Source organism: Streptomyces sp. NPDC005774, from assembly GCF_042871645.1.
GTDB classification, from domain to species: Bacteria; Actinomycetota; Actinomycetes; order Streptomycetales; family Streptomycetaceae; genus Streptomyces; species Streptomyces pratens.
On record NZ_JBIAIV010000001.1, the window covers coordinates 392,033 to 418,888 of the forward strand.

Annotated in this window: 22 protein-coding genes; 11 read left to right on the forward strand and 11 right to left on the reverse strand. The window is 71.2% G+C overall.

Annotated features, from left to right (window positions below; translation table 11 throughout):
* Positions 1 to 82: 82 nt before the first annotated feature.
* The 4 genes from ACFYQA_RS01815 (at position 83) to ACFYQA_RS01830 (ending at position 4,021) form a co-directional block, all read left to right on the forward strand.
* Positions 83 to 700: an RNA polymerase sigma factor gene (locus ACFYQA_RS01815; protein ID WP_388910067.1), complete on the forward strand. Its 618-nt coding sequence runs from the start codon at positions 83 to 85 to the stop codon at positions 698 to 700.
* Positions 701 to 881: 181 nt separating this feature from the next.
* Entirely contained in the window at positions 882 to 1,856 is a 975-nt protein-coding gene (locus ACFYQA_RS01820; protein ID WP_388910070.1) for a hypothetical protein, read from the forward strand.
* A gap of 342 nt (positions 1,857 to 2,198) precedes the next feature.
* Positions 2,199 to 2,873, forward strand: a complete 675-nt coding sequence (locus ACFYQA_RS01825) for an RNA polymerase sigma factor (protein ID WP_388910073.1) — start codon at positions 2,199 to 2,201, stop codon at positions 2,871 to 2,873.
* On the forward strand, positions 2,873 to 4,021 hold the full coding sequence (locus ACFYQA_RS01830) for a hypothetical protein (protein WP_388910075.1): 1,149 nt from the start codon (positions 2,873 to 2,875) through the stop codon (positions 4,019 to 4,021). Before ACFYQA_RS01825 ends, ACFYQA_RS01830 begins: the two co-directional genes overlap by 1 nt.
* Before the next feature lie 223 nt (positions 4,022 to 4,244).
* Here the strand turns inward: ACFYQA_RS01830 and ACFYQA_RS01835 are convergent, their stop codons facing one another.
* Positions 4,245 to 5,102 (reverse strand): L,D-transpeptidase family protein, encoded by an 858-nt coding sequence (locus ACFYQA_RS01835; RefSeq protein ID WP_388910305.1) that lies wholly within the window; start codon positions 5,100 to 5,102, stop codon positions 4,245 to 4,247.
* Between the two features lie 477 nt (positions 5,103 to 5,579).
* On the opposite strand from ACFYQA_RS01835, the gene ACFYQA_RS01840 reads away from it, so the two are divergent.
* The 3 genes from ACFYQA_RS01840 (at position 5,580) to leuE (ending at position 8,570) form a co-directional block, all read left to right on the forward strand.
* Entirely contained in the window at positions 5,580 to 7,178 is a 1,599-nt protein-coding gene (locus ACFYQA_RS01840; RefSeq protein ID WP_388910078.1) for a methylmalonyl-CoA mutase, read from the forward strand.
* Positions 7,179 to 7,277: 99 nt separating this feature from the next.
* Positions 7,278 to 7,850, forward strand: coding sequence for a Uma2 family endonuclease (locus tag ACFYQA_RS01845; RefSeq protein WP_388910308.1), 573 nt, complete (start codon positions 7,278 to 7,280; stop codon positions 7,848 to 7,850).
* A 54-nt stretch (positions 7,851 to 7,904) separates the two neighbouring features.
* Positions 7,905 to 8,570 carry a leucine efflux protein LeuE gene (gene leuE, locus ACFYQA_RS01850; protein WP_388910081.1) on the forward strand — a complete coding sequence of 222 codons (666 nt, stop codon included), beginning with the start codon at positions 7,905 to 7,907 and terminating at the stop codon, positions 8,568 to 8,570.
* A gap of 15 nt (positions 8,571 to 8,585) precedes the next feature.
* Here leuE and ACFYQA_RS01855 read toward each other — a convergent pair whose 3' ends face one another.
* The gene (locus tag ACFYQA_RS01855; RefSeq protein WP_388910084.1) at positions 8,586 to 10,022 is read right to left on the reverse strand and encodes an FAD-dependent oxidoreductase; all 1,437 of its coding nucleotides are present in this window, start codon (positions 10,020 to 10,022) and stop codon (positions 8,586 to 8,588) included.
* A 71-nt stretch (positions 10,023 to 10,093) separates the two neighbouring features.
* Here ACFYQA_RS01855 and ACFYQA_RS01860 point away from each other — a divergent pair, with 71 nt between their 5' ends.
* Complete coding sequence (locus tag ACFYQA_RS01860; protein ID WP_388910088.1) at positions 10,094 to 10,744, forward strand: TetR/AcrR family transcriptional regulator; 651 nt, start codon at positions 10,094 to 10,096, stop codon at positions 10,742 to 10,744.
* 7 nt (positions 10,745 to 10,751) lie between these two features.
* On the opposite strand, the gene ACFYQA_RS01865 is transcribed toward ACFYQA_RS01860, so the two are convergent.
* From ACFYQA_RS01865 to ACFYQA_RS01905, 9 genes are all read right to left on the reverse strand, one after another.
* Positions 10,752 to 11,942 carry an acyltransferase family protein gene (locus tag ACFYQA_RS01865; RefSeq protein WP_388910091.1) on the reverse strand — a complete coding sequence of 397 codons (1,191 nt, stop codon included), beginning with the start codon at positions 11,940 to 11,942 and terminating at the stop codon, positions 10,752 to 10,754.
* A gap of 76 nt (positions 11,943 to 12,018) precedes the next feature.
* The gene (locus ACFYQA_RS01870) at positions 12,019 to 12,945 is read right to left on the reverse strand and encodes a class I SAM-dependent methyltransferase (RefSeq protein WP_388910094.1); all 927 of its coding nucleotides are present in this window, start codon (positions 12,943 to 12,945) and stop codon (positions 12,019 to 12,021) included.
* 256 nt (positions 12,946 to 13,201) lie between these two features.
* On the reverse strand, positions 13,202 to 14,287 hold the full coding sequence (locus ACFYQA_RS01875; RefSeq protein WP_388910097.1) for an acyltransferase: 1,086 nt from the start codon (positions 14,285 to 14,287) through the stop codon (positions 13,202 to 13,204).
* Positions 14,288 to 14,418: 131 nt separating this feature from the next.
* Positions 14,419 to 15,774 carry a polysialyltransferase family glycosyltransferase gene (locus ACFYQA_RS01880; RefSeq protein ID WP_388910100.1) on the reverse strand — a complete coding sequence of 452 codons (1,356 nt, stop codon included), beginning with the start codon at positions 15,772 to 15,774 and terminating at the stop codon, positions 14,419 to 14,421.
* A 3-nt stretch (positions 15,775 to 15,777) separates the two neighbouring features.
* Complete coding sequence (locus ACFYQA_RS01885) at positions 15,778 to 16,746, reverse strand: glycosyltransferase family 2 protein (RefSeq protein ID WP_388910103.1); 969 nt, start codon at positions 16,744 to 16,746, stop codon at positions 15,778 to 15,780.
* 128 nt (positions 16,747 to 16,874) lie between these two features.
* On the reverse strand, positions 16,875 to 19,115 hold the full coding sequence (locus ACFYQA_RS01890; RefSeq protein ID WP_388910106.1) for a polysaccharide pyruvyl transferase family protein: 2,241 nt from the start codon (positions 19,113 to 19,115) through the stop codon (positions 16,875 to 16,877).
* Positions 19,112 to 20,359: a hypothetical protein gene (locus ACFYQA_RS01895; RefSeq protein ID WP_388910109.1), complete on the reverse strand. Its 1,248-nt coding sequence runs from the start codon at positions 20,357 to 20,359 to the stop codon at positions 19,112 to 19,114. The genes ACFYQA_RS01890 and ACFYQA_RS01895 overlap by 4 nt, the downstream gene beginning before the upstream one ends.
* 303 nt (positions 20,360 to 20,662) lie before the next feature.
* On the reverse strand, positions 20,663 to 21,997 hold the full coding sequence (locus tag ACFYQA_RS01900) for an alpha-2,8-polysialyltransferase family protein (protein ID WP_388910112.1): 1,335 nt from the start codon (positions 21,995 to 21,997) through the stop codon (positions 20,663 to 20,665).
* Positions 21,994 to 22,974, reverse strand: a complete 981-nt coding sequence (locus ACFYQA_RS01905; RefSeq protein ID WP_388910114.1) for a glycosyltransferase family 2 protein — start codon at positions 22,972 to 22,974, stop codon at positions 21,994 to 21,996. Before ACFYQA_RS01905 ends, ACFYQA_RS01900 begins: the two co-directional genes overlap by 4 nt.
* Before the next feature lie 198 nt (positions 22,975 to 23,172).
* Here ACFYQA_RS01905 and ACFYQA_RS01910 point away from each other — a divergent pair, with 198 nt between their 5' ends.
* The 3 genes from ACFYQA_RS01910 (at position 23,173) to ACFYQA_RS01920 (ending at position 26,822) form a co-directional block, all read left to right on the forward strand.
* The gene (locus tag ACFYQA_RS01910; RefSeq protein WP_388910117.1) at positions 23,173 to 24,540 is read left to right on the forward strand and encodes a DUF6716 putative glycosyltransferase; all 1,368 of its coding nucleotides are present in this window, start codon (positions 23,173 to 23,175) and stop codon (positions 24,538 to 24,540) included.
* A gap of 62 nt (positions 24,541 to 24,602) precedes the next feature.
* Positions 24,603 to 25,862, forward strand: a complete 1,260-nt coding sequence (locus tag ACFYQA_RS01915) for a cytidylyltransferase domain-containing protein (protein ID WP_388910120.1) — start codon at positions 24,603 to 24,605, stop codon at positions 25,860 to 25,862.
* 12 nt (positions 25,863 to 25,874) lie between these two features.
* On the forward strand, positions 25,875 to 26,822 hold the full coding sequence (locus ACFYQA_RS01920) for an N-acetylneuraminate synthase family protein (protein ID WP_388910122.1): 948 nt from the start codon (positions 25,875 to 25,877) through the stop codon (positions 26,820 to 26,822).
* Positions 26,823 to 26,856 lie beyond the last annotated feature (34 nt).

The following is a 26,856-nucleotide window of genomic DNA, read 5'->3' on the forward strand; positions in this document are numbered from 1 at the left end:
TGATGACCTTGGGGCCGTGGGCGCGACCCGACATGGCGCGCCGGACGGCCGCGGCACGGACCGGTACGGACGAGGACAGTTCTTGGGCAAGGGAGGGCACCCCCGCCGCGCACAGGCGCACGACGGGGAACTGGGCGCGGCCGTCGCGCGGGCCCAGGACGGCGACGAGGCCGCCTTCGCCATGGCCTACCGGCTCGTGCAGCCCCGACTTCTCGGCTACGTACGCGGACTGGTCGGCGACGACGCGGAGGACGTGACCTCGGACGCCTGGCTGGAGATAGCCCGCGACCTCGGCCGGTTCAAGGGCGACGGAGCGGGGTTCCGGGGCTGGACGGCGACCATCGCCCGGCACCGGGCACTGGACCACCTGCGCCGGCAACGGGCGCGGCCACGGCCCTCGGCGCTGGAACAGGACGTACTGGACCTTCCCGGCCCGCAGAGCACGCACGACCAGGCACTGGAGGCCCTCTCCACCGAGCGCGCCCTGGACCTGGTCGCCGGGCTGCCCCGGGACCAGGCCGAGGCCGTACTGCTGCGGGTGGTCGTCGGCCTCGACGGCCCCGCCGCCGCCCGCGTGCTCGGCAAGCGGCCGGGCGCCGTGCGGATGGCCGCGTACCGGGGGCTGAAACGCCTGGCCAGGCAGCTGGGCGGCGAAAGTGTGACGGATGAGACCTCCCGGACGCTGGGTGAGTCGAAGTGACCGGTGACCGGGACGGCGCGTGACGGCAGGCGGGGCCGCCCCGTGACGTACGGCCGGTTCGACGGTCTGAACAGGCCGGGCGTGCGGAACGTATGCGTCGGTCGGAGGATGTCGCCCGGCCGGGCGAACGGACCGGGTGGACCGAACGGATCGAACGGCTCGAGCGGGGACGGATACGGACATGGGTGAACGGAGGAACGACGGCGGGACGCCCGGACGTCGGCATGGGCACCCCGAGGCCGCGTCGGGGGGCCGCCGCGCGGACCGGCAGGGCCGTCCCGGCCTTGGCCCCGGTCTCGCCTCCGCACCTGCCTCTGCCTCTGCCTCCGCGTCTGCCTCCGCCCCCGTACCCGCCTCAGTCCGGGATCCCGCCCGTGACGTCGTCGGCCCCGCCGCAGCCGGTCTCGCGGCCCTGCTCGCCGAAGCCCTGATCAGGGACGGTGTCGACGCCGGGTCCGAACAGCGGGCCGTGGCCGCGTTCCGGGAGGCGCGGGAGGCGCAGGGCGCGGGCACGCATCGCACCACCCGCGCCCGGCGCCGCGACGACTGGCGCCCCCGGGAACCGCGCCTCGGCCGTTTCTCGGTGAGGGTCACCCTCTCCGTCCTGGTCGCCGGCCTCAGCATGGGAGGGGTCGCCGTCGCGGGGATGGGCGGGACCGGGACGGCGACGGACGGTTCCTGGGAGGGCGGGGTCCGCCTGCCGGCCCCTGCCGTCACCTCCGCCCCGTCCGAGCACCCGTCCGAGCACCCGTCCGAGCACCCGTCCGAGCACCCGTCCGAGCACCCGTCGGTCGGCGGGCCCCCCACCGCCCCGGACACGGACTCCGGCCCCACCGCCCCGGGGCGCGTGCTCCGGGGCAAGGACACCGAGGCCCACTGCCGCGCGTACGAGAAGGCCGAGGGGCGCGGCAAGGCGCTCGAACCGGCCGTCCGCAAGCGGCTCGTCGAGGAGGCGGGCGGCGCGGCGCACGTCGAGGCGCACTGCGCCGGGCAGTCGCGGTCGGCGGCGGGCGGGGCGGAGCCCGGTGGCACCGACGCGCCGGGGAACCGGCCCGGCGACGCAGGCAACTCCGGCAACGGTATTGGTGGTTCGGGAAACGGTGCGGGCGGTCGTCATGGCGCGTCCGACCGGCCGGGCGGCGAGAAGAAGCCGTAGCCCACGCCTGCCAAGGCAACGGCCAGGGCCGCCACCCCCCACAGGAGAGGCCCCGGCCGTCGCGCGGCACGGGCCGCGCGGCGGCCCGTGATTCCTACAGCGCCACGAGTGCGTTTTCTGTCACACCACATGGTCACAGGTTCTTTGAATCATGCACGGGATCATGGACGGACATGGACGGGGAGAGTTTGAGGTCGTAACGTGCCTTTCGCGCCAGGCCGCGACGGACACATGACCACGATCCGCCCGCGGCCAGAGACCGCAACCATCAGTTGAGGAACCACGACGGCGAGAACCCGGTCCGCGAGAGCGGCGCCGGCTTAGGCGCAAAGAGGGTGCGCGGTGCTGGGGGACGACGCGGAGCTGACGGCTGCGGTCGGGGCGGCGCAGGACGGGGACGAGAACGCGTTCCGGACGGTGTACCGGGCTGTGCACCCGCGGCTGCTGGGGTACGTACGCACGCTGGTCGGCGAACTCGACGCCGAGGACGTGACGTCCGAGGCGTGGCTGCAGATAGCCCGGGACCTGCAACGCTTCAGCGGTGACGCGGACCGGTTCCGCGGCTGGGCCGCCCGGATCGCCCGCAACCGCGCCCTCGACCACATCCGCATGCGCGGGCGCCGCCCCGCGATCGGCGGCGACGAGACCGAACTGACCGGGCGGCCCGCCGAGTCCGACACCGCAGACCAGGCCATCGAGGCGATGGCCACCGACGGCGCCTTCGCTCTCATCTCGCGGCTGCCGCAGGACCAGGCGGAGGCCGTTGTCCTGCGGGTGGTCGTGGGCCTCGACGCGAGGACCGCCGCCGAGACGCTGGGCAAGCGGCCGGGTGCCGTACGCACGGCCGCGCACCGGGGCCTGAGACGGCTGGCTGAGATACTCGACGGCGATCCGGAAGCACATCCGGAATCGGCAGGGGCGCTCGCCGCCCTCCCGCCCCAGAGAGAACCACGCCGCCCTGCGGTGACGTCCGCGAGTGTGACGCATATGCGAGCGCGGACGCAGAAGGACATGTGATGGCCGACGATCAGTACAGGTGGCTGAACCGCGAAACGGCGGAGCGACTGCTGAGCGGAGAGTCACCCGAAGCTGTCGACCCGGCCCACCGCGATCAGACCGAACGGCTCTCGAGGACACTCGGCGCGCTGTCCGCCCCACCCCCGCCGGCCGGCGGGGAACTCCCCGGTGAGGCCGCCGCGCTGGCCGCTTTCCGCGAGGTCCGCGAGGAACGGGCGGGACGGGCGGGACAGGCGGGACAGGCGGGACAGGCCGCCGAGGCCGGGTCCGCCCAGTGCACTGACGTCGGACTGGTCAGGATCGGAGACCCGTCCGCGGACCGGCCCGGAGCCGAGCGGGCACTCCGCCGGCCGCGTCCCGTGCGCTTCGGACTGGCTGCCGCGCTGACCGTGGGCATGGTCGGCGGTGCCGCGGTCCTGGCCGGTACCGGAGTGCTGTCGACACCGTCCGGAGTCTCCGGCCCCGCCGCCACGACCACCGCCACCGCCACCGGCCCACCCGAACGGCCCCTGCCGCCGCACCCGTCGGAGAAGGACGCGTCGGGCGGTCCCAGCGCCGGGGGCGAGCCGGGCAAGCCGTCCGGGGACACCGACGGCGACCCCGGGCAGCAGGACGGGCCGGGTGCCGGCGCCGACGAGGACGAGGACGGCGGCGCGGCGGAGCCCGGCGCGAAGACCGGCGACCTCGCGGCCGGCAACGGCCGCGGGAAGCAGATCGTCTCGGCCTGCCGCGCCTTACGCGACGGCCGCAAGCTCCCGGGCAACCGCAGACGCCTGCTGGAGGGCGCGGCGGGCGGCTCCGACCATGTCGGGCCGTACTGCGAGAACGTCCTGGCGTCCAACGGCTCCGGAGCCGACACGGGCACGGGCTCCGGACCCGACTCCGGCTCCACGGTCAAGAGGGACGGTGGCAACGACACCGGCAACGGCCGGAGCACCAACGGGAACGGGAACGGCAACGGGAACGGCAACGGGAACGGCAACGGCGGCAGCGAAGGCGCGGCGAACGGGAACGGCAACAAGGGCAACGGGAAAAAGGGCAACGCCGGGAACGGGAACGCCAACGGCAACAAGGGCAACGGTGGCAAGGGCAACGGTGGCAAGGGCAACGGAGGTAAGAAGGGCAAGGGTGCCGACGCATCCGGCTGACCTGCGACCTTACGGACGTTCGGCGTTTGCGCGACGCCGGGTGTGACGTTTTCGGCCACCGGGGCGCAGTACTGAGTGAGCCGACTGGTCATCGGCTTTCGCACGGAGCCGGGTTCCCCCCGTACCTGTGGCTCCTGCACTCGGCGCGGGCGGGACACGTTCCCCCGGTCCCGCCCGCGCCCTTCTCACCCCTCCGTCCGATACCGCCGGACGCCCGCGGCGCTCACCGGTGGACGACGACCTTGTCGCCGTTGCGCACCTGCTCGTACAGCCGGGCGATGGCCGCCTCGTCCCGCACATTGACGCAGCCGTGCGAGGAACCGGCGTAGCCCCGCGCGGCGAAGTCGGCCGAGAAGTGCACGGCCTGGCCGCCGCTGAAGAACATGGCGTAGGGCATCGGCGAGTCGTAGAGCGTGGACACGTGGTCGCGGGACTTCCAGTAGACCTCGAAGACGCCGTCGCGCGTCGGCGTGGGGTCGGAGCCGAAGCGGACGGGCAGCGTCGTCAGGGTCCGTCCGTCGACCATCCAGCGCAGGGTGCGGCTGGACTTGCTGATGCACAGCACCCGGCCCGTCCGGCAGCGTGCGTCGGGGGCGGCGGCCGGCTGGCCGCCCATCAGGTACAGCTCCCACCGGCCCGGCTCGCGCGTCATGCCGAGCAGCCGCTGCCAGGTGACGGTGTCGGTCCGTCCGGTCCGCGGCAGCCCGCGCTTGCTCTGGAATCCCTCGACGGCCTCCCGCGTGGGACCGTCGTACGTCCCGGTGGGGCCGTCGAACAGCCAGGCGATCTGCCGCAGTCGGGCCTGGAGCTCACGGATGTCACGGCCCGAGTCACCGGGGGACCAGAGCACCCGTGCCGGCACGCTCTCCGGGCGGTCATCGGCGTCAGAGCCCTCGCCCCTCCCGCCGTCGCCGGCCTCGGACCCGGCCCCCGAACCGGCCCCGGACCCGGAACCACTGCCGGAATCGGATCCGGAATCGGAACCCGTATCGGAGGACGGCCGGTACGCCGACGGCGTCCGGCTCGGCAGCTCGATGCGTACCGGAGACCGCCCGTCGCCGTCCGCGTCGACGGGCTGCACGGTGCAGCCCACCGCACCCCCGGCCAGCGCGGCCAGCGCCACTCCCACGGCTACGGCCCTCGTGGCCGTACCCCTGCCCGTACCTGTGCCGAACCGCGACCGGGTCCGCGCCGTCGCCCCCATGAGCCCGGTCCTTGCCACTTCGGTCCCCGTGCCCGTAGTACGCATGCGAGCCCCCTCGCCTCACCGGCCCCTGCGGGCCGTCCCCCGAGATGCTCCCCGACGTGACCGCTCCCGAACCAGGGGGCATGGTGGTGAGTGGCAGGCGGACGGCGGCGGAGGCGAGCGCTGTGAGCGGGGTCCCGGTGGCCCTGTGAGGAAGGTCCCAGCGCGCGTCCCTGCACTCGGGGGTGCCCCGCGACTACAGTCCGTCGGAAGAACGGGTCCTTACCGGCGGGTAGGCGGTCCGACCGGTGAGCAACTGACGGTAAACGGGCGAGCAGGCCGACAGTGCCGCTCGGTGGGAGGCAACACACCATGGCACGCGAGTCGGGCAGTGCCCGGTCCACCGAGAGCGGACTGCCCATCGAACCGGTCTACGGGCCGGAGTCCCTCGAGGGCTGGGACCCGGCCGAGCAGCTGGGCGAACCGGGGACGTTCCCGTTCACCCGGGGCGTGTACCCGACGATGTACACCGGCCGGCCGTGGACGATGCGTCAGTACGCCGGTTTCGGCACGGCGACCGAGTCCAACGCCCGGTACAAGCAGCTGATCGCCAACGGCACGATGGGCCTGTCGGTCGCCTTCGACCTGCCCACCCAGATGGGCCACGACTCCGACGCCCCGATCGCCTCGGGCGAGGTCGGCAAGGTGGGCGTCGCCATCGACTCGATCGACGACATGCGAGTGCTGTTCGGCGGGATCCCGCTGGACAAGGTCTCCACGTCGATGACGATCAACGCGCCCGCCTCCCTCCTGCTGCTCCTGTACCAACTCGTCGCCGAGGAGCAGGGCGTCCCGGCCGACAAGCTCACCGGCACGATCCAGAACGACGTGCTCAAGGAGTACATCGCCCGAGGCACCTACATCTTCCCGCCCAAGCCCTCCCTGCGGCTGATCGCGGACATCTTCAAGTACTGCCGGGCCGAGATCCCGAAGTGGAACACGATCTCGATCTCCGGCTACCACATGGCCGAGGCGGGGGCCTCCCCGGCGCAGGAGATCGCGTTCACCCTGGCCGACGGCATCGAGTACGTCCGTACCGCGGTCGCGGCCGGCATGGACGTCGACGACTTCGCACCCCGTCTGTCGTTCTTCTTCGTCTCCCGGACGACGATCCTGGAGGAGGTCGCCAAGTTCCGCGCGGCCCGCCGGATCTGGGCCCGGGTCATGAAGGAGGAGTTCGGGGCGAAGAACCCCAAGTCGCTGATGCTGCGCTTCCACACGCAGACGGCCGGTGTCCAGCTGACCGCCCAGCAGCCCGAGGTCAACCTGGTCCGCGTCGCCGTGCAGGGCCTGGCCGCGGTCCTCGGCGGCACGCAGTCGCTGCACACCAACTCCTTCGACGAGGCCATCGCGCTGCCCACCGACAAGAGCGCCCGCCTGGCCCTGCGCACCCAGCAGGTCCTCGCCTACGAGACGGACGTGACGGCGACCGTCGACCCGTTCGCGGGCTCCTACGTCATCGAGAGGATGACCGACGAGGTGGAGGCCGCCGCGCTGGAGCTGATGAAGCGGGTCGAGGACCTCGGCGGCGCGGTCGACGCCATCGAGCACGGCTTCCAGAAGAGCGAGATCGAGCACTCCGCCTACCGCATCGCCCAGGAGACCGACTCCGGCGAGCGGGTCGTGGTCGGCGTCAACCGCTACCAGCTCGACGCCGAGGAGCCCTACGAGCCGCTGCGCGTCGACCCGGCGATCGAGGCCCAGCAGGCCGAACGCCTCGCGAGGCTCCGCGCGGAGCGCGACCAGCAGGCGGTGGACACCGCCCTGGCCGCCCTGAAGAAGGCGGCGGAGGGTGAGGACAACGTCCTGTACCCGATGAAGGACGCCCTGCGCGCACGGGCCACGGTGGGCGAGGTGTGCAACGCGCTGCGGGATGTGTGGGGGACTTACGTGCCCTCGGACGCCTTCTGAGCTGGGTCATTACCTCAAACGGGTGATCGAGGGTGAAAACCGCACATCCCCGGTTACGCTCGTGGAGGGTGTTCCCGTAAGGAGGGTGCCGTGGCTGTGATGCTGTACGAGTCGTCGCTTGCCGATGCTGCTGACCATCTCTGGGAGGAGCTGCCCGGCCACCGGGTAGAGATTCTCAACGGGAGCATCGTCGTGACACCGCCGCCGGACGGTCCACACCAAGAGTCGCTGACCTGGCTCGTCGAGGAGTTCTCGCGGATCGGAGCCAGGCGGGAGGGCCTCAGATACATCGGTGGCATCGGGTTGTGGCTGCCGACGGGACCCGACGACTACGCGGTCCCCGACTTCTCCGTGGTCGATGACGACTACAGGGACGCGCTCGTGGAGAAGAACTGCTACGCGCCGCACGTCTTCCGCCTGGTGCTGGAGGTGACCTCCACCAACTGGTCCAACGACACGGCCATCAAGGTCGGGACCTACGCCAGGGCGGGCATCCCGGCCTACCTCATCGCGGACCGCCACCACGACGAGGTCCTGCTCTATACCGACCCGAAGGATGGCAAGTACCCCGACCCTCAGCACTTCGAGCGGGGCCGGTCCGTCCCCGTCCCGGAGTCCGTCGGGATCACCCTCGACCTGTCCGTCGACACGCTCCTCGACGGTGACGACTGACCATACTGCGAACAGCGGGACCCGAGTGTCGTACCCCCGTGCGACACTCCCCCCATGTTCGGCGTCATCGACCTCCCCACCTACCTGGCCGGCCTGATCCTCATCGTGCTGCTGCCCGGCCCCAACTCCCTGTACGTCCTGTCCGTAGCCGCCCGGCGCGGGGTGCGGGTCGGATACAGGGCGGCAGCCGGAGTCTGGTGCGGGGACGCCGTGCTGATGACGCTGTCCGCGGCGGGCGTCGCCTCGCTGCTCCAGGGGAACGCCGTGCTGTTCGGCATCGTGAAGTACGCGGGAGCCGGCTATCTGACGTGGCTCGCGATCGGCATGCTGCGCGCCGCCTGGGGCATGTGGCGGACCCGGCGCGAGCAGAGCGCCCTTGAGAACGCCCCGGGGGCGGCCGCGGCCGACGCGGCCCCGATGGAGCGGCCGTACCGCAGGGCGCTGGTCATCAGCCTGCTCAACCCCAAGGCGATCCTGTTCTTCATCTCCTTCTTCGTGCAGTTCGTCGACCCGGCCTACGCCTATCCGGCGCTCTCCTTCGTCGTCCTCGGCGTCTTCGCGCAGATCGCCAGCGTGCTCTACCTCAGCGCGCTGATATTCGGCGGCACCAAGCTCGCCGCCGCCTTCCGCCGTCGCCGTGTCCTGTCGGCGGGCGCCACCTCGGCAGCCGGCGCCCTGTTCCTGGGCTTCGCGGCGAAGCTGACGCTCGCGAGCGCTTAGATCCTCTCGTTCGGGTCAGGCCGGCGGCCGACGAGCGCCGAACCGGGTCAGGTACTCCGGAAGTCCGGCCGCCGCCATGTCCCCCGCCCAGCCGACGTACCCGTCGGGCCGGACGAGGAACAGCCCCGTCCCGTAGGAGTCGTGCGCCGGTCCGCGCACCGTCCGCACGGGCACGTCAATGTCGGGAGCCGGCATCCCCAACGCCAGCAGGGTCCAGTGCGGTCCTCGGAACGCGTCGAAGAGGCGCACGCCGTCCACCGTGGCGTCGGGGGCGCGGTCGCCCGCCCGCAGCGGGCCGGGAGCCGTACGTGTCTCGCGCGTGAGGGACGACGCCGGGTAGCCCAGGCCCAGTTGGCGCGTGGCCGCTCCGCGCCTGGTCTCGCCCCGGTGGACGCTGGTGGACAGGCTGAGCATCTGCGCGGCGATCGGGCGCCGCTCCTCCTCGTAGGTGTCCAGCAGGGACGCGACAGCCCCGTCGCGCAGCACCGCGCCCAGCTTCCAGCCCAGGTTGTGGGCGTCCTGGACGCTGGTGTTGAGGCCCTGCCCGCCTGCCGGGGAGTGCACGTGTGCCGCGTCACCGGCGAGGAACACCCGGCCCGCGCGGAAGCGGTCGGCCAGCGCGGCCCGCGGGCGGAAGTCCGAGGCCCAGCGGACCTCGGTGACGTCCTCGGGGGCGAGGTGGGAGCGGGCGGCGACGACCCGCCGTATGCCGTCGAGGGAAAGGTCCACCTCCGTACCGTGCGCGAAGCGGGTGATCAGCTGGAAGTCCTCCGTCCCGGCCAGCGGACAGATCGCGAGAATGTCGCTGCCCGCCCCGTTTCCGTCGCCGCCGTCGCGGGGCGGGAAGATGTGCCAGTTGTCGCGGTCGAGGCCGGTGATCCGCACGTCCGCCACGAGCGTGGGGCCCGGGTCGACCTCCTCCCCGGTCATGGCGATGCCGACCGCGCGGCGCACCGCCGAACGACCGCCGTCCGCGGCGACGGCGTACCGGGCGCGCACCGTGTCGCCGGAGGTGAGGCGCGCCGTCACGCCCTCCTCGTCCTGGGTCAGGCCGGTGACCTTCCGGCCGAAGGCGACCTTGCCGCCGAGTTCCTCCAGTCGCTCCAGCAGGATCCGCTGTGTGCGCCACTGCGGAATCATGCAGGGCTCGGTGTACGGCGAGTCCTCGTCCGCCCCGACCGGGTCGAACATCCGGTGCTCGCCGACCCGCTCGCCGTCCCGCCAGATCATCCCGGCAGGGTAGGTTCCGCCCGCCGCGCGGATCGCGTCGTACACGCCGAGGTCGTCGAAGATCTCCATGGTGCGCGGCTGGAGCCCCTTGCCGCGCGAGCCGGGGAACAGTTCGTCCGCCCGTTCCACGATCTGGGCGGGAACCCCGCGCCGGGCCAGGTCGATACCGAGGGTGAGGCCGGTGGGGCCGGCACCCACGATCAGGACATCGGTGTCGTTCACGATCCGCTCCTTAACGCTGTTAAGTGACTGTCATTGCCGAGCGTGGCCTTAACGGTGTTAAGTTGTCAAGTGTGAGTACGGAACGACGCACGCCCCTGGACCGCGAACGGGTCGCCGACGCGGCGCTGAGGCTGCTGAACGAGGTGGGCCTGGACGGCCTGACACTGCGCGCCATCGCCAGGGAACTGGACGTCAAGGCGCCCGCCCTGTACTGGCACTTCAAGGACAAGCAGGCGCTGCTCGACGAGATGGCGACCGAGATGTACCGGCGGATGGCGGCCGGTGCCGCGCTCGACGCCGGTGACACCTGGCGGGAGCGATTGCTGAAGGCCAACCGGGGACTGCGCGCGGCGCTGCTCGGCTATCGCGACGGCGCGAAGGTGTTCAGCGGCTCACGCTTCACCGGTCTCGTGCACGCGGAGCAGATGGAGGACAACCTGCGCCTGCTCACGGCCGCCGGCCTCACCCTGCCCCAGGCGGCCCGCGCGCTGAACACGACGTACCTCTACACGCTCGGGTTCGTCACTGAGGAGCAGGGCGTCGAGCCGCTGCCCGGAGAGCGCCGCGAGGGCTTCGACCTCGCCGAGCGCGCCCGCCTCATGGCCGGTTTCCCGCTGGCGGCCGAGGCGGGCAAGGAGATCTTCGAGGACTACGGCCGGCACTTCGAGGAAGGACTGGCGCTGCTGATCGCGGGGATCGCGGCGCGGTACGGCGTGGACTGAAAAACGCTCAGCGCGCCCTGGACAGCGCCGCCCGGATCTTCGGCGTCAGCGTCTCCTCCACGTACCGGTTCAGCAGCCAGGCCAGCAGCAGCATCGCCGCGATGGTCAGGGCGAAGGTTTCCGCCGAGCCGATGCCGAGGCCGCGGTGCAGGCCGTGGATGACCACCCAGCCCAGGTGCTCGTGAACCAGGTAGAACGGGTAGGTGAGGGCGCCCGCGACGGTCAGCCAGCGCCAGTCCGCCCAGCTCAGCCGGCCCAGCGCGATGGCGGCGACCGCGGTGAACCCGAGCGTGACGATCAGGATGATGCCGAACGAGGACCGGTTGGAGAAGGCGTCCGCGCTCGGCGCGTGCCACAGGTCCTGGACCGCGTAGCGCTGGCCGATCAGCCAGCTCACCCCGACGATGCCCCAGGCAGTGGGGTCTCCCCTGCTCGAGCGAAGCCGAGAGCTTGGGGAAGCGTCCTTGCGGTCGCGGTGGACGAGGTACAGGCCGATGCCGCCGATGAAGAACGGCGCGTACTCGGGCATGAGGACGAGGTCGAGCAGTGGCTCGTTCGCGGCGTCGCCGATCGCGGCGGCCATGGTCCACACCGCGCAGAACAGGATCACCCGCTGCCGGCTCGCCCCGGGCATCACCACGAACAGGGCGAACAGTGCGTAGAAGCGGATCTCCACCCACAGTGTCCAGCACACCCCCAGCACCCGGTCCGCGCCGAGCGGCTGCTGGAGCATCGTCAGGTTGACCAGTGCGTCGCTGGGTGAGACCGCCTCGTAGACGACCACCGGCAGGGCGAACACGGCCGTCACGAGGATGACCGCTGCCCAGTAGGCGGGCAGCAGACGGGAGGCGCGGGAGGCGAAGAACGACCGCAGCGGCCGTCCCCAGCCGCTCATGCAGATGACGAATCCGCTGATCACGAAGAAGATCTGGACGCCGAGACAGCCGTAGGCGAAGTACTCGTGGAGGGTGGGGAACTGGTCCTTCGGGGAGCTTCCCCAGGCGGTGGTGACATCGCCGCCGCGCCCGCCGTAGTGATAGGCCGCCACCATCAGCGCGGCCACCAGCCGCAGCCCGTCCAGGGCACGCAGACGACCGCCGGAGGTTCTGGACCGGGACGGGACGGCGGGGGTGTCCCGAGGTCCAGCAGGTGCTGCGGCGGTGGGCTGCGGCGCCGGGCTGACGGCCGTCTCGGTCACGCTGGTAATCCTCCGTGCTTCGTATTGTCTGCGGCGTCTGCGGCGTCTGCGCCGTCGCCCACCCCCCGCCCGGGTGTCAGGAAGCCCGGAGGAACGCCGAGTGGGACGCCTTGCCCAGATAGGTGAAGCGGGTGTCGCCCGTGAGGTGCTTGTCCAGGGCCTCCTTGATTCCGGGCCACTTGGGATCGCCGAAGTCGTCGAGGACGACGATCCCGCCCGGAGCGGCGATCTTCTCCGCCCATTCGAGGTCCTTGGCGACGGCCTCGGCCGAGTGGTCGCCGTCGACGACTATCACGCCGTAGCTGCGGTCCGAGACGGCCGCGCGGGTGTCGGGGTCCTCGGAGAAGCCCCGCTGGATCCGGGCGGCCACGCCCGCCGGACCGGCCAGGGCGAGGTTGGTGCGGACGGCCTGCTCGTCGACCGGGGTGCCGGAGGGGTCGTTGCGCCGCGGCGTGCCGGGCTGGAGCTGCACACCGGCGAACGGGTCGACGATCGTCACGTTCGGGCTGCGGCCGTCGCGGTCCATCATCCGGATCAGTCCGGTGGAGAACATGCCGTAGAGCGTGCCGATCTCGAGGATCTCGTCGTTCGGCGGGTCGAGCAGGGGGATCGTGCCGAGCTTGCCGCAGATGTTCATGGTGCCGCCGGCGATCCGGCCGACCCCGAGCGACTCCAGCGCGACCAGCAGCCGGAACGCGGTGGCGACATTGCGGACGGCCGCGTCCCGGTTCCCGGCCAGCTCGGCCACCTCGGCGTGCAGACGGTTCAGCGGGCCGGGGCTCACAACACGGGAGAGCCCGCGGCCCCGGGAGCCGAGCAGCAGGTCGAGGGTGAGGGCCTGGCGTTCCATGCCTTCCACGGCTTCACGGAGCCGCTTCAGCTCCGCCGCGTCCGCGGCGGAGGCCTTGCGCAGGCGCCGGTCGATGCGCTGGTCGATGAGATCGGCGACCGGGCGCAGCAGGCGCCGGGATGTCGCATGGGTAAGGAAGGCGCGGCTGTTCATGGAACCGGGTACCTCAATCCGTCGAGGGCTGGTGAGAGTGGTGCGGTTCGCGGGATGGGGGACAGGGTAGGTGGGCGCGCGCGGCGGGGAGGGGTGTGGAGCCGATCGCTGCGTTAACAAGTGGCGAACTCCGTATGGAGCCGTTACGGGCTGCAGGTGCTGTGGAGGCGGCCGGGCGCACGAAGGCCCCGCCCCTGGTGAGCCCGGTCGTCCCGGTGGGGCGGAGCCTCTCGACGCACATCGGCGTTTGGCCGGGTCAGCCGAGCAACCGCCGCAGATTCAGCTTGCCCCACAGCAGACTGGTGGCGAACGAAAGGGCCATGACCGTGAACACCAGACCGGCCAGCAGCAGCCCCGCCACCGGTCCGCTCAGGTCCGGCGACACCAGGGGGGCGACGATCTCCTCGACGAACAGCACATGAACCATGTACGCGCCGAGCGCGGCGCCGGCCAGCTTCCGAAGGAGCGGCCGGAACTTCTCGGGAACCCGGATCCTGCTGATCAGCAGCAGCACGCAGATGCTCATGGCGGCGACGAACAGGTGCGCGTTGGGCATCACGTAATGGATCCGCGTGTTGTACCAGAGGGCCCCGACCATGGTGAGCGGCAGCAGGACGAACAGCAGCCGGCGCCCCCGCACGGTTCCGGCCGGAAGGGCGAACAGCAGCGCGCCGCCGACCGCGTACACCAGCGAGTAGGTGCTGAACCCCCAGGCCGAGGAAGGCATTTCGCGCCCCGTGACCTCGGCAACCGTGGTCAGTACGCTCGGCAGGGCGGCGATGCCGAGCAGGGCCGCGCCCAGTCCCCAGGGCCGCTTCCCGGCCTTGATCATCATCGCGAAGGCCAGCAGCGCGATGATCGGGATGTAGTTGTACATGAACCACAGGTGGTAGGCGGGCTGTACGGACGCGAAGAGGGAGTCCGTCGCCAGCTCGGTCATGGGCTCGTCGTTGCGGTCCCGTAGCCAGGCCCAGACCAGATAGACCGCCGTCCACACGAAGAGCGGAACGACGTTGCGGACGATGCGCTGCCACATCCGGGCGCTGTCGCGCGGGGGCGCGCCTACCAGCACGGCCCAGCCGGCGATGGCGAAGTACATGGGGACGGCGAACGGGTTGATCGCCTCCGCCACGTGTCCCGCCCAGTACGACCCGGAACCGTTCTCCGGGTTGTTGCCGGTGGACTTGATGAACTGGGCGCCCACGTGTCCCAACATGATGGTGGCGGAACAGATCAGCCGCATCAGGTCGATGTCGAGGCGGTGTTCCCGCAGAGCGGGAGTCTGCCCGGAAGGGATGTCGCCGCTCTGCTGCGGCGGTCGTACGGCTGTCTGATTCGGCACCGCGCAACTCTCAGGGGGTCCGGTGTACGGAAATTGAAGAACGAACGGCTCCACCGTGGCGGGTGGGTTTCGTTTGGCCTTGGGGGCGGGTGAGAGGGCCGGTCGCGACCGACCCCCGTGCTCCTTGGTTGTCAGCCCTTGCCGGGGCCGCGCCGTACCGCCCTGCGCACCACGCGCTTGGCGCGCCGCACCCGGAGTTTCGCGCGCGACTGCGGGCTGCTGCCGGGCAGGCCGAGCTCGGTCAGCCGCTGCTCGGGGAAGTAGTAACCGGGGCTGCCGACCAGGTTGTCGCGCAGCCAGGCCTCCGTCGGCTCCCGCAGCTCCGTGTACGTCTTGGGCTGCATGCAAAAACCGATCGCCCGGACCATGGGGGACAGGGTCCCGGGGGCCGCGCCGACCAGGGCCGGGGTCCGGCCGCCCTCCAGATCGGGCACCAGGTGGTCCATGATGGCCAGGGGCACGCGGTTGCTGTTCGGGTACGGCTTGAGCCGCTTCATCACCAGTGCCGTGCCCACCCGGGCGATGGGCACGTCGTAGTAGGCGGAGGCGGTCACCATGGCCGTCGAGAAGCAGCCGACGACGAGTTCGGGCGTGCTGTGGTGGTACAGCGTCTCGGCCAGCAGGGGCGCGTCCAGCACGGTGAGCCGTATGCCGGCGTCCGCGGCCGCCTTGCTCAGCGCCACCGTGTAGCCGGCGGGTGCCGTCGGGTGGGGCTTGAAGACCACGGACCGGTGCCCGGCGCGCGCGGCTCCGGTGAGCATGCGGACGTGGAGGTCCTCTTCCTCCTCCGCGCTCAGGATGTTGATCGCCGCCAGGTACTGGCCGAGCAGCACGGCCGTCGGCTTCTCCTTCAGGACGGGCGCCAGCCGGGGATCGTCGGCCGCGTCCCGGGAGATCTCGTCGAGTACCCCGCGGAACGCCTCGTCCGGGACGATCTCGGGCCCGACACCGTGCTCGGACAGGAGCATCGGCTCCAGGCCGGGTATCAGGTCCAGGTGGAGCAGCCGCCGGATGCGACACGCGATGGCCAGCGGGAGCTTCTCGCGGGTCGGGCCGTAGCTCATGAGCCCGTCGGCGTACACGTGGACGGCGCTCTCGGAGAAGATCGCCGCCAGGGCGCGGGCCGGGTTGACCTGGATCGACTCGACGGCAAGCTCGATCAGGTCCCGTTCGCCGATGCCCCAGGTACGGCGGAACGCCTTCTGCCACAGCGTTGTGTCGCCGCCGCGTGGACCCCAGGAACTGGGGTGGTGCGGGGCGATCGTCTCGTTCCAGCTGACCACCGAGTCGAAACGGCCTGCGATGGGCTCGTAACCGTGCATCTCGTCGAGGCGCAGCGCGGTCTCCGGTACGGAGGCGTTGTTGGAGACCAGCAGGATGCGCCGGGCGCCGCCCCGCGGTCCGAAGAGGCCCGCGTCGAGCGCCGCGGCGAGGGTGGCCGCTCCGTACAGGGTGGAGACCTGGAAGATCTGGGTCGTGTGCGACATGGATCAGGCAGCCTTCCGCCCGTCACGCAGGCGGCTGAGCAACCTGCTCCGAGTGCTGTCGATGGTTCTGAGGGTCTCCTCGAGCACGTGCTCGGGCATGCGGTGGAGCGCGGCCCGCGCCTCCCGCCGGAGCCGCTGCGCAACCGAGGCCTCGTACTCGTTCACCTTGCCGATGTGGAAGGCGATCATGGCGCAGTAGGTCCGTACGGCCTTGGGGAGGAAGCGCTCGGCCTCCGAGTCCTTCAGCAGCTCCTGCAACAGGGTGTCGTAGGCCGGGATGAAGTCCAGCTGGCGGGAGTCCTTGATCTGGGTGAGCGAGGTTGCGATCCCGCGCCGGTAGAACACCCCGTGCAGACCGAGGGACGCGTACGACGTCGCCTTCAGGTGCAGGCGCCAGATCCACAACCGGTCCTCGGCCGTGCGGAGTTCGGTCGCGAAGCGCATTCCGCCGTCGTCGAAGAGGTGTCGGCGGTAGATGCCCGCCCACACGAAGGGGTAGTCGACCATCGTCTCCATGTGGGGCGGCGCTATTCCGTCGCGCGGGTCCATCACGGTGTTGCGCATCCGGGCCGGGGGCCGCCGGATCACCCGCTCGGTGCCGGTGGCCTGGACATGGTCGGTGCGGGCGAAGTCGCAGCCCAGTTCTTCGATGGAACGCACCAGTTCGGGAAGGTAGCCGGGCCCGTACCAGTCGTCGCCGTCGAGGAATGTGAGGTAGTCACCGGCAGCCGCGTCGATACCGCTGTTGCGCGCCTGCGCTATGCCCATGTTCTTCTCGTGCCGGATCACCCTGGCGCCGGGAAGCTTTTCCGCCCAGCGGCCCATCACCCGGGGAGTGGAATCCGTGGAGCAGTCGTCTACGAGCAGGAACTCGAAGTCGGGGTCCGCGTTGTTGGCGAGACTCCGCAGGGTGCTCTCGGCGAACGCTCCCACATTGTGCATGGGGACGACAACGGACAGTTTCGGCGGCACGCGGGCCTCTCACGTTCGAAGGAAGAGTGAAGGATTAGAACAGGCTAACCACGCACTCGAAGGGAACGGTCTCGAACGAGGCACAGTGGTGCGAACTCCAGTCGCAGCCCAGGTGAATTCCCGGTGTATCAGGCCAGGTCGAAGGTTCCCCGCAGTTCGTCGATGTTCGATCTGGTGGTTTTCCACAGGAATTCCTGGGCGCGGTGGACGTCTGCCACGGCGGCCGGGTGGTCGTCGAGGACCGCCCCCGCCCGCTCCGCCAGCCGCGGGCCCAGCTCCCGGTCGTGCACGGACAGACCCCACTCCCGGCGGCCGATGTCGGACAGGAAGTAGGCGAGCTTCGGGTGGGAGACGAGGCTGAGGATCGGGGTGCCGCAGCCGAAGGGGATCATCCCCGCGTGTCCGCGCATCCCGATCACCAGACGGGAACGGCCGTACAGTTCACGGATCCGGTCGTTCGACATGTCGTACAGCCGCTCCACGGGCAGGCTGAGGCCGTGCTCCCTGCGCAGGTCGTGCACGAACTTCTCGTCGGCCGGCATGTGGGCCGCGTAGCGTACGTCCGCCCGGTCCCGCAGATTCCGCAGTGCGGTGGCCATCTGCGCGAGGAAGTGGCCGTAGTCGTGGCCGAACCGCAGCCCCGCGCGGTCGTACGCGCAGTTGACCAGGACGGTGTCGTTGCGCTCCGTCCGGTCCGCCGGCCCCGGGTCGAGATACCGCGCCACCGTGGTCGGGCAGGGCTGATAGCGCACCCGGTCGCGCAGCTCGGCGGGGAGCAGCTCGCGGACCCGATCGATCGAACCGTGGTTGCGCAGTCCGAAGAACGCCGACCGCTCGACCAGGACGCGCAGGCTCTCGGCGAACCTGCCCCGGCGGTAGAGCTGCCCGTCGAACACGTTGTAGCCGACCGCGAACACCGCCAACGGCGCGGTGATCCGGGCCAGGAGGTCGTCCGGGACGTTCCACTGCCAGTGGCTGTTGCCGTTGGGGGAGGTGTCGGGGAGGAAGAGCCCGCCGCCGCCCACGACCACCCCGCGCCGCGCGTTCAGCTGCTCCAGCACCGCCTCGTCGACCAGCCGGTGCACGGGCTGCTGGTACCAGCGGTACGGACCGGTGTCGGTGTCGAAGCACATCCGCACGGCCTCGGGCAGGACCTTGTCCCCCGCGTTCTCCCGGCCCTCCGCGAACAGCGCCACATGCGCCAACTGCTCCGCGGCAGGAGCGGTTTCCCGCGGCTCGGGGCCGGCCGGACGGGTACGCACGTACCAACCGTGGCAGCCGGAGTCGGTGGGATCGGCCTCCAGACCGTCGCGGGCGTAGGCGTGTGCGTCCTCCCCGCGTCCGCACAGCCAGGCCAGCCGCGCGAGCTGGGCGAAGGCACGGGGGGCGGCGTCGGGTGAGGCCGCCGCCAGCAGCAGATGGGCCTCGGCCTCGTCGTAGCGCGACAGCGCCATCAGGCTCAGGGCGAGCGTCTCCTGGCAGCGCGGCGCGTCCAGCCGGTCCGCCACGACCGGGGCGAGTACGGCGACGGCCTCGTCGTGGCGGTTCTGCCGGCGGTACACGTCGGCGACCGTACGGGCGAGGTCGAGGGAGGGTCGCGCCTCCAGCAGCGGCGGCGCGCAGTGCGCCAGCAGGTCGGGGTGCTTGTCGCCGGGCAGGGCGCAGTAGGCGGCCCGGAAGTCGTCGTCGCTCATCTCGAAGCGGCGCCGCGCCTCGGCGGCCGGGGCGTACCCGGGCTCGTCGAACGCGCCGGTGAAACGGAGGACGGCGACATGCGGGGGCACCGGCGTGTCGTCGTACAGGCGGCTGGTGAGGAAGTCGTACCGCGCGTCGGCCGGGGTCAGGACCCCGTCGAGTGCAGTGCTCGGACGGCCGTTACCGCCGTCACCCGTGATGCCGAGGCCGGTGAGCCGGGCCTTCACGGCGTCGTCCACATCGGTGCGCTGGACGACCAGAAGACCGTCCGGCAGTACGGCTCGACGCTCCCCGCCCTCGCCGTCGGGCAACAACTGCGACACGGCACCTATCCCGTGACGCAGCCTCAGCAAATCACCGAGGTCGCCGAGGACGACCATGGCCGGGCTGAGGGCTACGACGGTGTCGTAGCCGTCCAGGCCGAGGACGTCCAGACGGCTGTCCGCCCGGTGTGCGACGACGCGCGGGTGCAGTCGGCGCAGTGCGTCGAACGAGGCGTCGGGCAGCCCCGGGTGCAGGACGACGAAGTCCTCGCACACGCCCGGATTGGTCAGCACCAGGCTGCGTATCAGCGCGGGGAGAGCGGATATACGGTCCTGGTCGGTGTGGACGGCGAAGGCGATCCGGCGTCTGCCGGTGATCGTGCTCCGGTCGTCCGCGGAGGAGCGGGTCATCGCAGGGCGATCCTCATCTTGCTGTCGTGGATGTGCGTCGCGCGGTCCTTGACCCATTCGGTTTCCCGGGCCCGTAGTCGGCCGGGCAGGGTGAAACCGACGAGGTCCAGCCGGGGGCTGACGTCCAGGAAGTCGAGGAGCCTCAGGACGGTGAAGGCAGTGGTGGTGTCCCTGCCCCAGCCGCCCTCACCCAGCAGTGCCGGGTCGTCCAGGGGACGGCGCAGGGAGGCGTCGCCGACATGCTCCTGCGCTCCGGACACGAGCCGCTGCCGCAGGGCGCGCCGCCACCCGGCGGCCGGGTCGCCGAACACGAGCCGGACGCCGACCGGCCCGGTCCAGGCGGGTCCGTCCCACGGGGTGTCGCCCCGCAGCGAAACGGCGTGCAGGTCGGTGCGTTCACCGGTGCCCTCCGCGCGGAGCCGGAACGAGTCGCAGCGCACCACCAGGTCGTAGCCGTCGATCTCGGAGCCGAGACCGCTCGAGGCGACCTCCTCCGCGTCGGCGACCACACACACCGTCCGCTCCGCGACCAGGCCGCGCAGGCCGCCGACATCGATCGGCGTGGTTCCGCCGAGCAGTGGGTCGGGCATCCCGTCCCGCTCGACGAGCCGCCGATACGTGCCGTACAGCTCCAGCAGGCGTCGCACGGCGGGGTCGCCCACGCCGTGCTCGGCGACCTTCGCCCGTACGTGGGCGGCGAATTCCGGTGATGTGGCCGAGGTGGGCCCGCCGAGCAGGCCACGCAGCGGGGAGTCGGCCTCGGGGAAGAGCGCGATGGCCTCGTCGAGGCACTTCCGACGGCGGCGCAGGGTGTCGATCCTGCGGGCGATCTCGGGTGCCGCGCCGCCGTTCTGCTGCAGTGAGAGGTAGCGCTCGTAGGACTCCAGCGCCTCGTCGCCGCGGCCGAGCCTGTCCAGGGCCAGACCATGCAGCCGCCAGGCCCCCTTGGACCGCTGCCGGATCAGGGTCGACGTCTCGGCGACGCCCAGGGCGAGGTTCGGCGAGCCGTCACCCCCCGCCTCCAGAGCGCGCTTGCCTACTTGGAGCAGGGCGTCGAAGGGATCGGCGGACGGGGTGGCGAGGGAGGCCGCGAAGGTGCCGATCGCCTGGGTCAACCGGGGCGTGGGCTTGGCGCCCTGTGCCGCGAGGTGCTCGCCGCACAGGCGCATGCCCCGGTTGAACAGATCCAGCCTGGCGGCCTCCTTCTGTCGTGCCTTGAACAATCCCGCCAGGGGGTTCGTCATACGTTCCACCGTTCTCCGACCGGAGGCCGAATGTGCCCGAGCGTGACGCTTCGCGGGCGGCTTTCCAGCGGACGACGAGTGAACACTTTCCTTCGAACAGTCATCCGGTGCTTACTGCCCGGCCACGCGTCGGCCCGCCCGCTCCGTGGCGCGCCGGTCTCCGCTTCGTCCCGTGCCGGCCCAGTCGCAAGGCCATGGACCGACCTGTCGCCGTGGCGCGTACAGGGCCTGCTGTCCGTCCGCATGCGTCGGTCCGGCCACACGGTCGCGCGTCGGACCCGCGGGCCCCGCCGGGCGTGTGCCTCACCGCTTGAGCGCGCGACGGACAGACCGGGCGCGGCGTACCACCTTGCGCGCCGTCGCGTTGCGCGGCAGGAACGACAAGCGCTGGGGAATGCCGCCAGGCAGGCCCAGCGAGGTCAGCCGCCGCTTCTTGAAGTACCGCCAGGTTCCGTCGTCCAGCCGCGTCGCCAGGTATCGCTCGGCCTCGGGCCGCAGCTCCGGCAGGATCTTCGGCTGCATCGTGAACCCGACGGTCCGTACGAGGTCGCCGAGTGCGTCGGTGTCCATGCGCCCGCGCCCCTCGGCGACCGCCGCCCCGTCCGTCGGCTCCGGCAGCAGCGCGTCGACGATGGTGACCGGGACGCGGTTGCTGTTCTCGAACGGCTTCAGCCGGTCCAGCAGGGTCTCGGTGCCGACCCGGGCGACCGGCAGCCCGTACAGGACGGACGCGGTCAGCAGGGCGGTGGAGAAGCAGCCGACGACCAGGGCCGGACGCATCCGCTGGTACAGCACCTCGGCCAGGACCGGGGTGTCCACCACCGTGAGGTCGACGCCGAGCCGCTCGGCCTCGTCCTCCAGGGTGTGGGTGAAGCGTGCCGGGGCCGTGGGATGCGGCTTGAACACCACCCTCGTGTGACCGAGGTGCACCGCGCCCTCCATCATCCGCACGTGAAGGTTCTCCTCCTCCTCGGCGGAGAGGATGTTCAGCGCGGACAGGTACTGGCCCAGCAGCAGCGCGGGCTCCGTCACGTCCGGCAGGTCGTCGCCGGTCTCGGCCAGTTCGGCCAGCACCTTGGTGAACGCCGGGGTCGCCACCACCTCCGGCGTCACCCCGAACTCGGTGAGCAGCAGCGGTTCGAGCCCCGGCACCAGGTCGAGGTGGAGCAGCCGTTCCACCCGGGTGCCGACCAGCGGGTCGAGCTTGTTGCGGGTGGGGCCGTAGCTCATCAGGCCGTCCGCGTAGACGGTGACGGGCGCGTCGGTGAAGATCTGCGTCATTCCGAGGGCCGGGTTGACCTGGATGGACTCCACGGCGAGGGTCAGGTCGTCGTCGCCCAGGTTCCAGAGCAGTCGCAGATAGCGCTCCCATATGGGCACGTCGTCGAGCCGTGGAGCCCAGCCGCCGGGGTGGAACGGGAAGATGGCCTCGTTCCACGACAGCACGTCGTCGAACCGGGACCGCAACAGCTCGAACCCGGGCATCTCGTCGACGGCGGGCGTCGTCTCGGGCGTCGTCGCGTTGTTGGAGACCAGCAGGATCCGCCGGTCGGCGGGCGCGAAGCAGCCGGAGTCCAGGGCGGCGGCAAGCGTGGCCGTGCCGTACAGGGTCGATGCCATGAAGATCTGCGTGGTCACGCGGCGACCTCCGCAACCGGCACGGGGCGGCGGCGCAGCCTCCGCAGCCGGCCGGCGCGTTCGGCGTCCATCGAGCCGAGTGCGTCGTCGAGTACGTCCTGAGGCATGCGCCGCAGCGCGGCGGTGCTCATCGCCTTCAACTGTCGCGCCACGGGCGGCTCGAACCTTTCGACGGTTGCCAGGTGGTGGGAAATGATGGCGCAGTAGGTGCGGACGGCCTTCGGCAGCAGGGTCGCCGCATCGGCGTCCCGCGCGGTCTCCTCGATCACCTGGTCGAACGCGCGAATGAAATCGAGCTGCCGGACGTCACCGATCTGGGTGAGCGACGAGGAGACGCCGCGCCGGTAGAAGACGCCGAGGAGGCCGGCCACCGCGAAGGACTCCGCCTCCCGGTGCAGCTTCCAGATCCAGGGCCGGTCCTCGGCGGTGCGCAGCCCGTCGGTGAAGTGCAGCACGCCGCGTTCGACGAGCCTGCGGTGGTAGATGCCCGCCCAGGCGTAGGCGTAGTCGACGGAGGTGGACCGGTGGGCGGGGAGGATCGCGTCGCGCGGGTTCAGCGCCACATTGCGCCGGCCGTGCGGGACGCGGTGGACGGCACGGGACCGCGCGGTGCACTGCACATGGTCGGTGCGGACGAAGTCGCAGTCCAGCTTCTCGATGACGGAGACCAGCCGGGCGTAGTAGCCGGGAGCCAGCCAGTCGTCGCCGTCGAGGAAGGTCAGGTATTCGCCGCGGGCCCGGTCGATTCCGGTGTTGCGGGCGGTGGCCAGGCCACCGTTCTTCTCGTGTCGGACCAGCACCGCCCCCGGCAGTTCACGCTCGGCACGCGCGAGGAGGTCCGCGGTCCCGTCGGTCGAGCAGTCGTCGACGAGAATGAATTCGAAGTCGTCCCGCGCGTTGGCGCGCAGACTTCGCAGGGCATCGGGGACGTAGGGGCGCACGTTGTAGAACGGCACGATGACGGAGAGCTTGGGCACGTCTTCGACGTTAGGGTGCGGCCCGTCATTCGTCTTTACCTGAACCTTGATACGGGGTGAACGACGCGTGGCGAAGCGGTGAAGCGAACATTTTTCCGGAGGGCGGGCGGGTCGATCCCCCATTCGGCGATCTCCTGTTCACCATTTGTTGGATTCGGGTTGGGCCGCTCCTAGAAATTGCTTCCTAACGTCTTCGTTGTGCCAGCAAGTGCAACGAAGTCCCTGCGAGTCGCCGTTCTCGCGGATTCCGACACCCGGTGGAAATGGGGCGCGCTCACCGCGAACCGCATTGCCCCGGAGAATTCGGACATCCGTCTGGACGGTTATCTCCTGCGGGGCCGTGCGACTCCCACCGCCCGTCAGCTCGACGAGGTCGGCGTCCGGGCGGACGCCCTCCACGAGGTGACCGCGGTCCAGTTCCTGCACGCGATGAAGGAGGAGCCGTACGACCTCCTGGTCCTCGCCCTGGTCGGCGGCGGGGTGCAGGCGATGCTGCACGGGCTCGGGCGGATCTGGGGTGATGCCGCGGCAGAGCGGGTGAAGCGGCCCGTCGTCGTCACCGGATACGTCGGAGTCGTCTACGAGAAGCTCGCCGACGGCCTGCTGCTGCGCCACGGGGCCGACCTCGTCCTCGCCAACTCCCGTCAGGACGCGGAACGTTTCCGCGCCGTGTACGAAGGCGTGGGCGCCGACGCCGGCTCGGTGACGGAGGTCGCGCTGCCGTTCCTCGGCGGGGCCGCCTACACCGGCGAGCACGACCCCTCCGCGAAGCAGGGGCGCAGGCCCTGCACGGTCGTCTTCGCCGCCCAGCCCTCCGTGCCGGAGAACCGCCGGGACCGTACCTACCTGCTGAACCGGCTGGTCGGGCACGCCCGTCGGCACCCCGAGCGTGAGGTGCTGCTCAAGCTGCGCTCCAAGCCGGGCGAGCACACCACGCACATCGAGGAACTGCCGTACCAGAAACTGGTCCAGCGGCTCGACCCGCCGGCCAACTTCCGCCTGGTGTACGGGCACATGGGCGAGGTCCTGGACCGCACCGACCTGCTGGTCACGGTGAGCTCCACGGCCGCCCTGGAGTCCCTGCACCGCCGCATCCCCACCGCGGTCCTCACCGACCTCGGCGTACGCGAGGCGCTCGGCAACCACCACTTCGTCGGCTCCGGCTGCCTCGCCTCCTGGGACCAGCTCGACGCCGGCCACCGGCCCGTACCGGACGAGGAGTGGGTGTCCCGGCAGGGCGTGGCCGCCGGGGACGCCTCCTCCGGGGGAGGGTCGTACGAGACGGCCTTCGACACCGCCCGCGCCCGCATCGCCGAGCTGCTCGACCGCCCCGGCGACCTGCCGCAACTGGCCCCCTATTACACGCCCGTCACCGCGCCCGGGTATCTGCCCGGCCTGCTCGCCCGCCATCACCTCGGCCCGGACGGCACCCCGCTGCCCGGCACCCCCGCCGCCGGCAAGGAGCCCGGACCGGTCCGGCAGATCGTGCGCCGCGCGGCGCGCGGCGCCTACCGCCACGGCGTCCAGCGGGTGGCTCCGGTGATCCGTCGGATGGGCGAGCTGTGAGCGCCTCCCTCACGGCCGGCCGTGACCGCATCCCTTCCCGTCCTGCTCAAGGAGCTGATCCCATGACCGAACCGCAAGCGGGCCAAAGCGGCACCCCGGTACGCCGGGTGCTCGCCGTGATCCCCGCGCGCGGCGGCTCCAAGGGAGTGCCCGCGAAGAACCTCGCGCCGGTCGGCGGCGCGCCCCTGGTGACCCGCGCCGTCCGCGAGTGCCGCGCCGCACGCCACGTCACGGACGTCGTCGTCTCCACCGACGACCAGGCCATCGCGGCCGCCGCCCGGCAGGCCGGCGCCGAGATCGTGATGCGCCCTGCCGCCATCGCGGGCGACCTCGCCACCTCGGAGGCGGCCGTCCTGCACGCCCTGGACACCCACGAGGCGCTGCACGGCGCCCGGGTGGACGTCGTCCTGCTGGTCCAGTGCACCAGCCCCTTCCTGACCCGCGAGGACATCGACGGCGTGGCCGGCGCGGTCGCCGCGCAGGGCGCCGACACGGCCGTGACCGTCGCCCCGTTCCACGGCTTCGTCTGGCGGGACGCGACCGGCGAGGAGCCGGACGCCCTTCAGGGAGACGGCGGCAGCGGCGGCTTCGGTGTCAACCACGACAAGTCCTTCCGCCCCCGCCGCCAGGACCGCCCCCAGGACCTCCTGGAGACCGGCGCCGCCTACGCGATGGACACGGCCGGCTTCCGCGAGCACCGGCACCGCTTCTTCGGCCGCACCGAACTCGTGCGCACCGACCCCGCACGCGTGCTGGAGATCGACGACCCGCACGACCTCGCCCGGGCCCGCGCCCTCGCCCCGCTCTTCGACGCGGCGAGGCCCGGCGCCCTCCCGACCGCCGACGACATCGACGCGGTCGTCCTCGACTTCGACGGCACCCAGACCGACGACAGGGTGCTGATCGACGCCACCGGACAGGAATTCGTCTCCGTGCACCGCGGCGACGGACTCGGCATCGCCGCCCTGCGCAGGAGCGGACTGAGGATGCTCGTCCTGTCCACGGAACAGAACCCGGTCGTCGCCGCCCGCGCACGCAAGCTCAAGATCCCCGTGCTGCACGGCATCGACCGCAAGGACCTCGCTCTGAAGCAGTGGTGCGAGGAACAGGGCATCGCGCCCGAGCGCGTGCTCTACGTCGGCAACGACGTCAATGACCTCCCGTGCTTCGCCCTCGTGGGCTGGCCCGTGGCGGTCGCGAGCGCCCACGACGTCGTACGCGGCGCCGCACGCGCGGTCACCACCGTCCCCGGTGGCGACGGCGCCGTCCGGGAGATCGCCGGCTGGATCCTCGGCCCCTCCCTCGATTCCCTCCCCAAGTAAGGAAACACCGTCATGAGCACTGTGAACCCCAGCTCCCGCATCCGCAGCTTCGGTACCCGCGAAGCCGGCCCCGGCCGCCCCGTGTACGTCACCGGCGAGATCGGCATCAACCACAACGGCGACATCGAGAACGCGTTCAAGCTGATCGACGCCGCCGCCGAAGCCGGCTGCGACGCCGTCAAGTTCCAGAAGCGCACGCCGGAGATCTGCACCCCGCGCGACCAGTGGGACATCGAGCGCGACACCCCCTGGGGCCGGATGACGTACATCGACTACCGCCACCGCGTGGAGTTCGGCGAGGAGGAGTACGGCCAGATCGACGCCTACTGCAAGAAGCGGGGCATCGACTGGTTCGCCTCCCCGTGGGACACCGAGGCCGTCGCCTTCCTGGAGAAGTTCGACGTCCCCGCCCACAAGGTCGCCTCCGCCTCCCTCACCGACGACGAGCTGCTGCGCTCCCTGCGCGCCACCGGCCGCACGGTCATCCTCTCCACCGGCATGTCCACCCCGAAGCAGATCCGCCACGCGGTCGAGGTCCTCGGCAGCGAGAACATCCTGCTCTGCCACTCCACCTCCACCTATCCGGCGAAGGCGGAGGAGCTGAACCTCCGCATGATCAACACCCTCCAGCAGGAGTTCCCGAACGTCCCGATCGGCTACTCCGGCCACGAGACCGGCCTGCAGACCACGCTCGCCGCCGTCGCCCTCGGCGCCACCTTCATCGAGCGCCACATCACGCTGGACCGTGCCATGTGGGGCTCCGACCAGGCCGCGTCCGTCGAGCCGCAGGGCCTGACCCGCCTCGTCCGCGACATCCGCACCATCGAGGCCTCCCTCGGCGACGGCGTCAAGAAGGTCTACGAGTCCGAGCTGGGCCCGATGAAGAAGCTGCGCCGGGTCCCCGGCGTCGTCGCCGAGGCGGAGATCGCCGCGGCCGCCGGCGAGCCGCTGACCGTCTGACCCTCCCTCCCACCCACCTCCCCTGACGACGGGA

Coding starts and splice junctions, on each gene's coding strand:
- ACFYQA_RS01890 (WP_388910106.1), bottom strand. CDS start 19,115: ATGACCCGCTCCTCCGCGGACGACCGGAGCACGATCACCGGCAGACGC.
- ACFYQA_RS01880 (WP_388910100.1), bottom strand. CDS start 15,774: ATGTCGCACACGACCCAGATCTTCCAGGTCTCCACCCTGTACGGAGCG.
- ACFYQA_RS01920 (WP_388910122.1), top strand. CDS start 25,875: ATGAGCACTGTGAACCCCAGCTCCCGCATCCGCAGCTTCGGTACCCGC.
- ACFYQA_RS01895 (WP_388910109.1), bottom strand. CDS start 20,359: ATGACGAACCCCCTGGCGGGATTGTTCAAGGCACGACAGAAGGAGGCC.
- ACFYQA_RS01820 (WP_388910070.1), top strand. CDS start 882: ATGGGTGAACGGAGGAACGACGGCGGGACGCCCGGACGTCGGCATGGG.
- ACFYQA_RS01870 (WP_388910094.1), bottom strand. CDS start 12,945: ATGAACAGCCGCGCCTTCCTTACCCATGCGACATCCCGGCGCCTGCTG.
- ACFYQA_RS01830 (WP_388910075.1), top strand. CDS start 2,873: ATGGCCGACGATCAGTACAGGTGGCTGAACCGCGAAACGGCGGAGCGA.
- ACFYQA_RS01845 (WP_388910308.1), top strand. CDS start 7,278: ATGCTGTACGAGTCGTCGCTTGCCGATGCTGCTGACCATCTCTGGGAG.
- leuE (WP_388910081.1), top strand. CDS start 7,905: ATGTTCGGCGTCATCGACCTCCCCACCTACCTGGCCGGCCTGATCCTC.
- ACFYQA_RS01915 (WP_388910120.1), top strand. CDS start 24,603: ATGACCGAACCGCAAGCGGGCCAAAGCGGCACCCCGGTACGCCGGGTG.
- ACFYQA_RS01840 (WP_388910078.1), top strand. CDS start 5,580: ATGGCACGCGAGTCGGGCAGTGCCCGGTCCACCGAGAGCGGACTGCCC.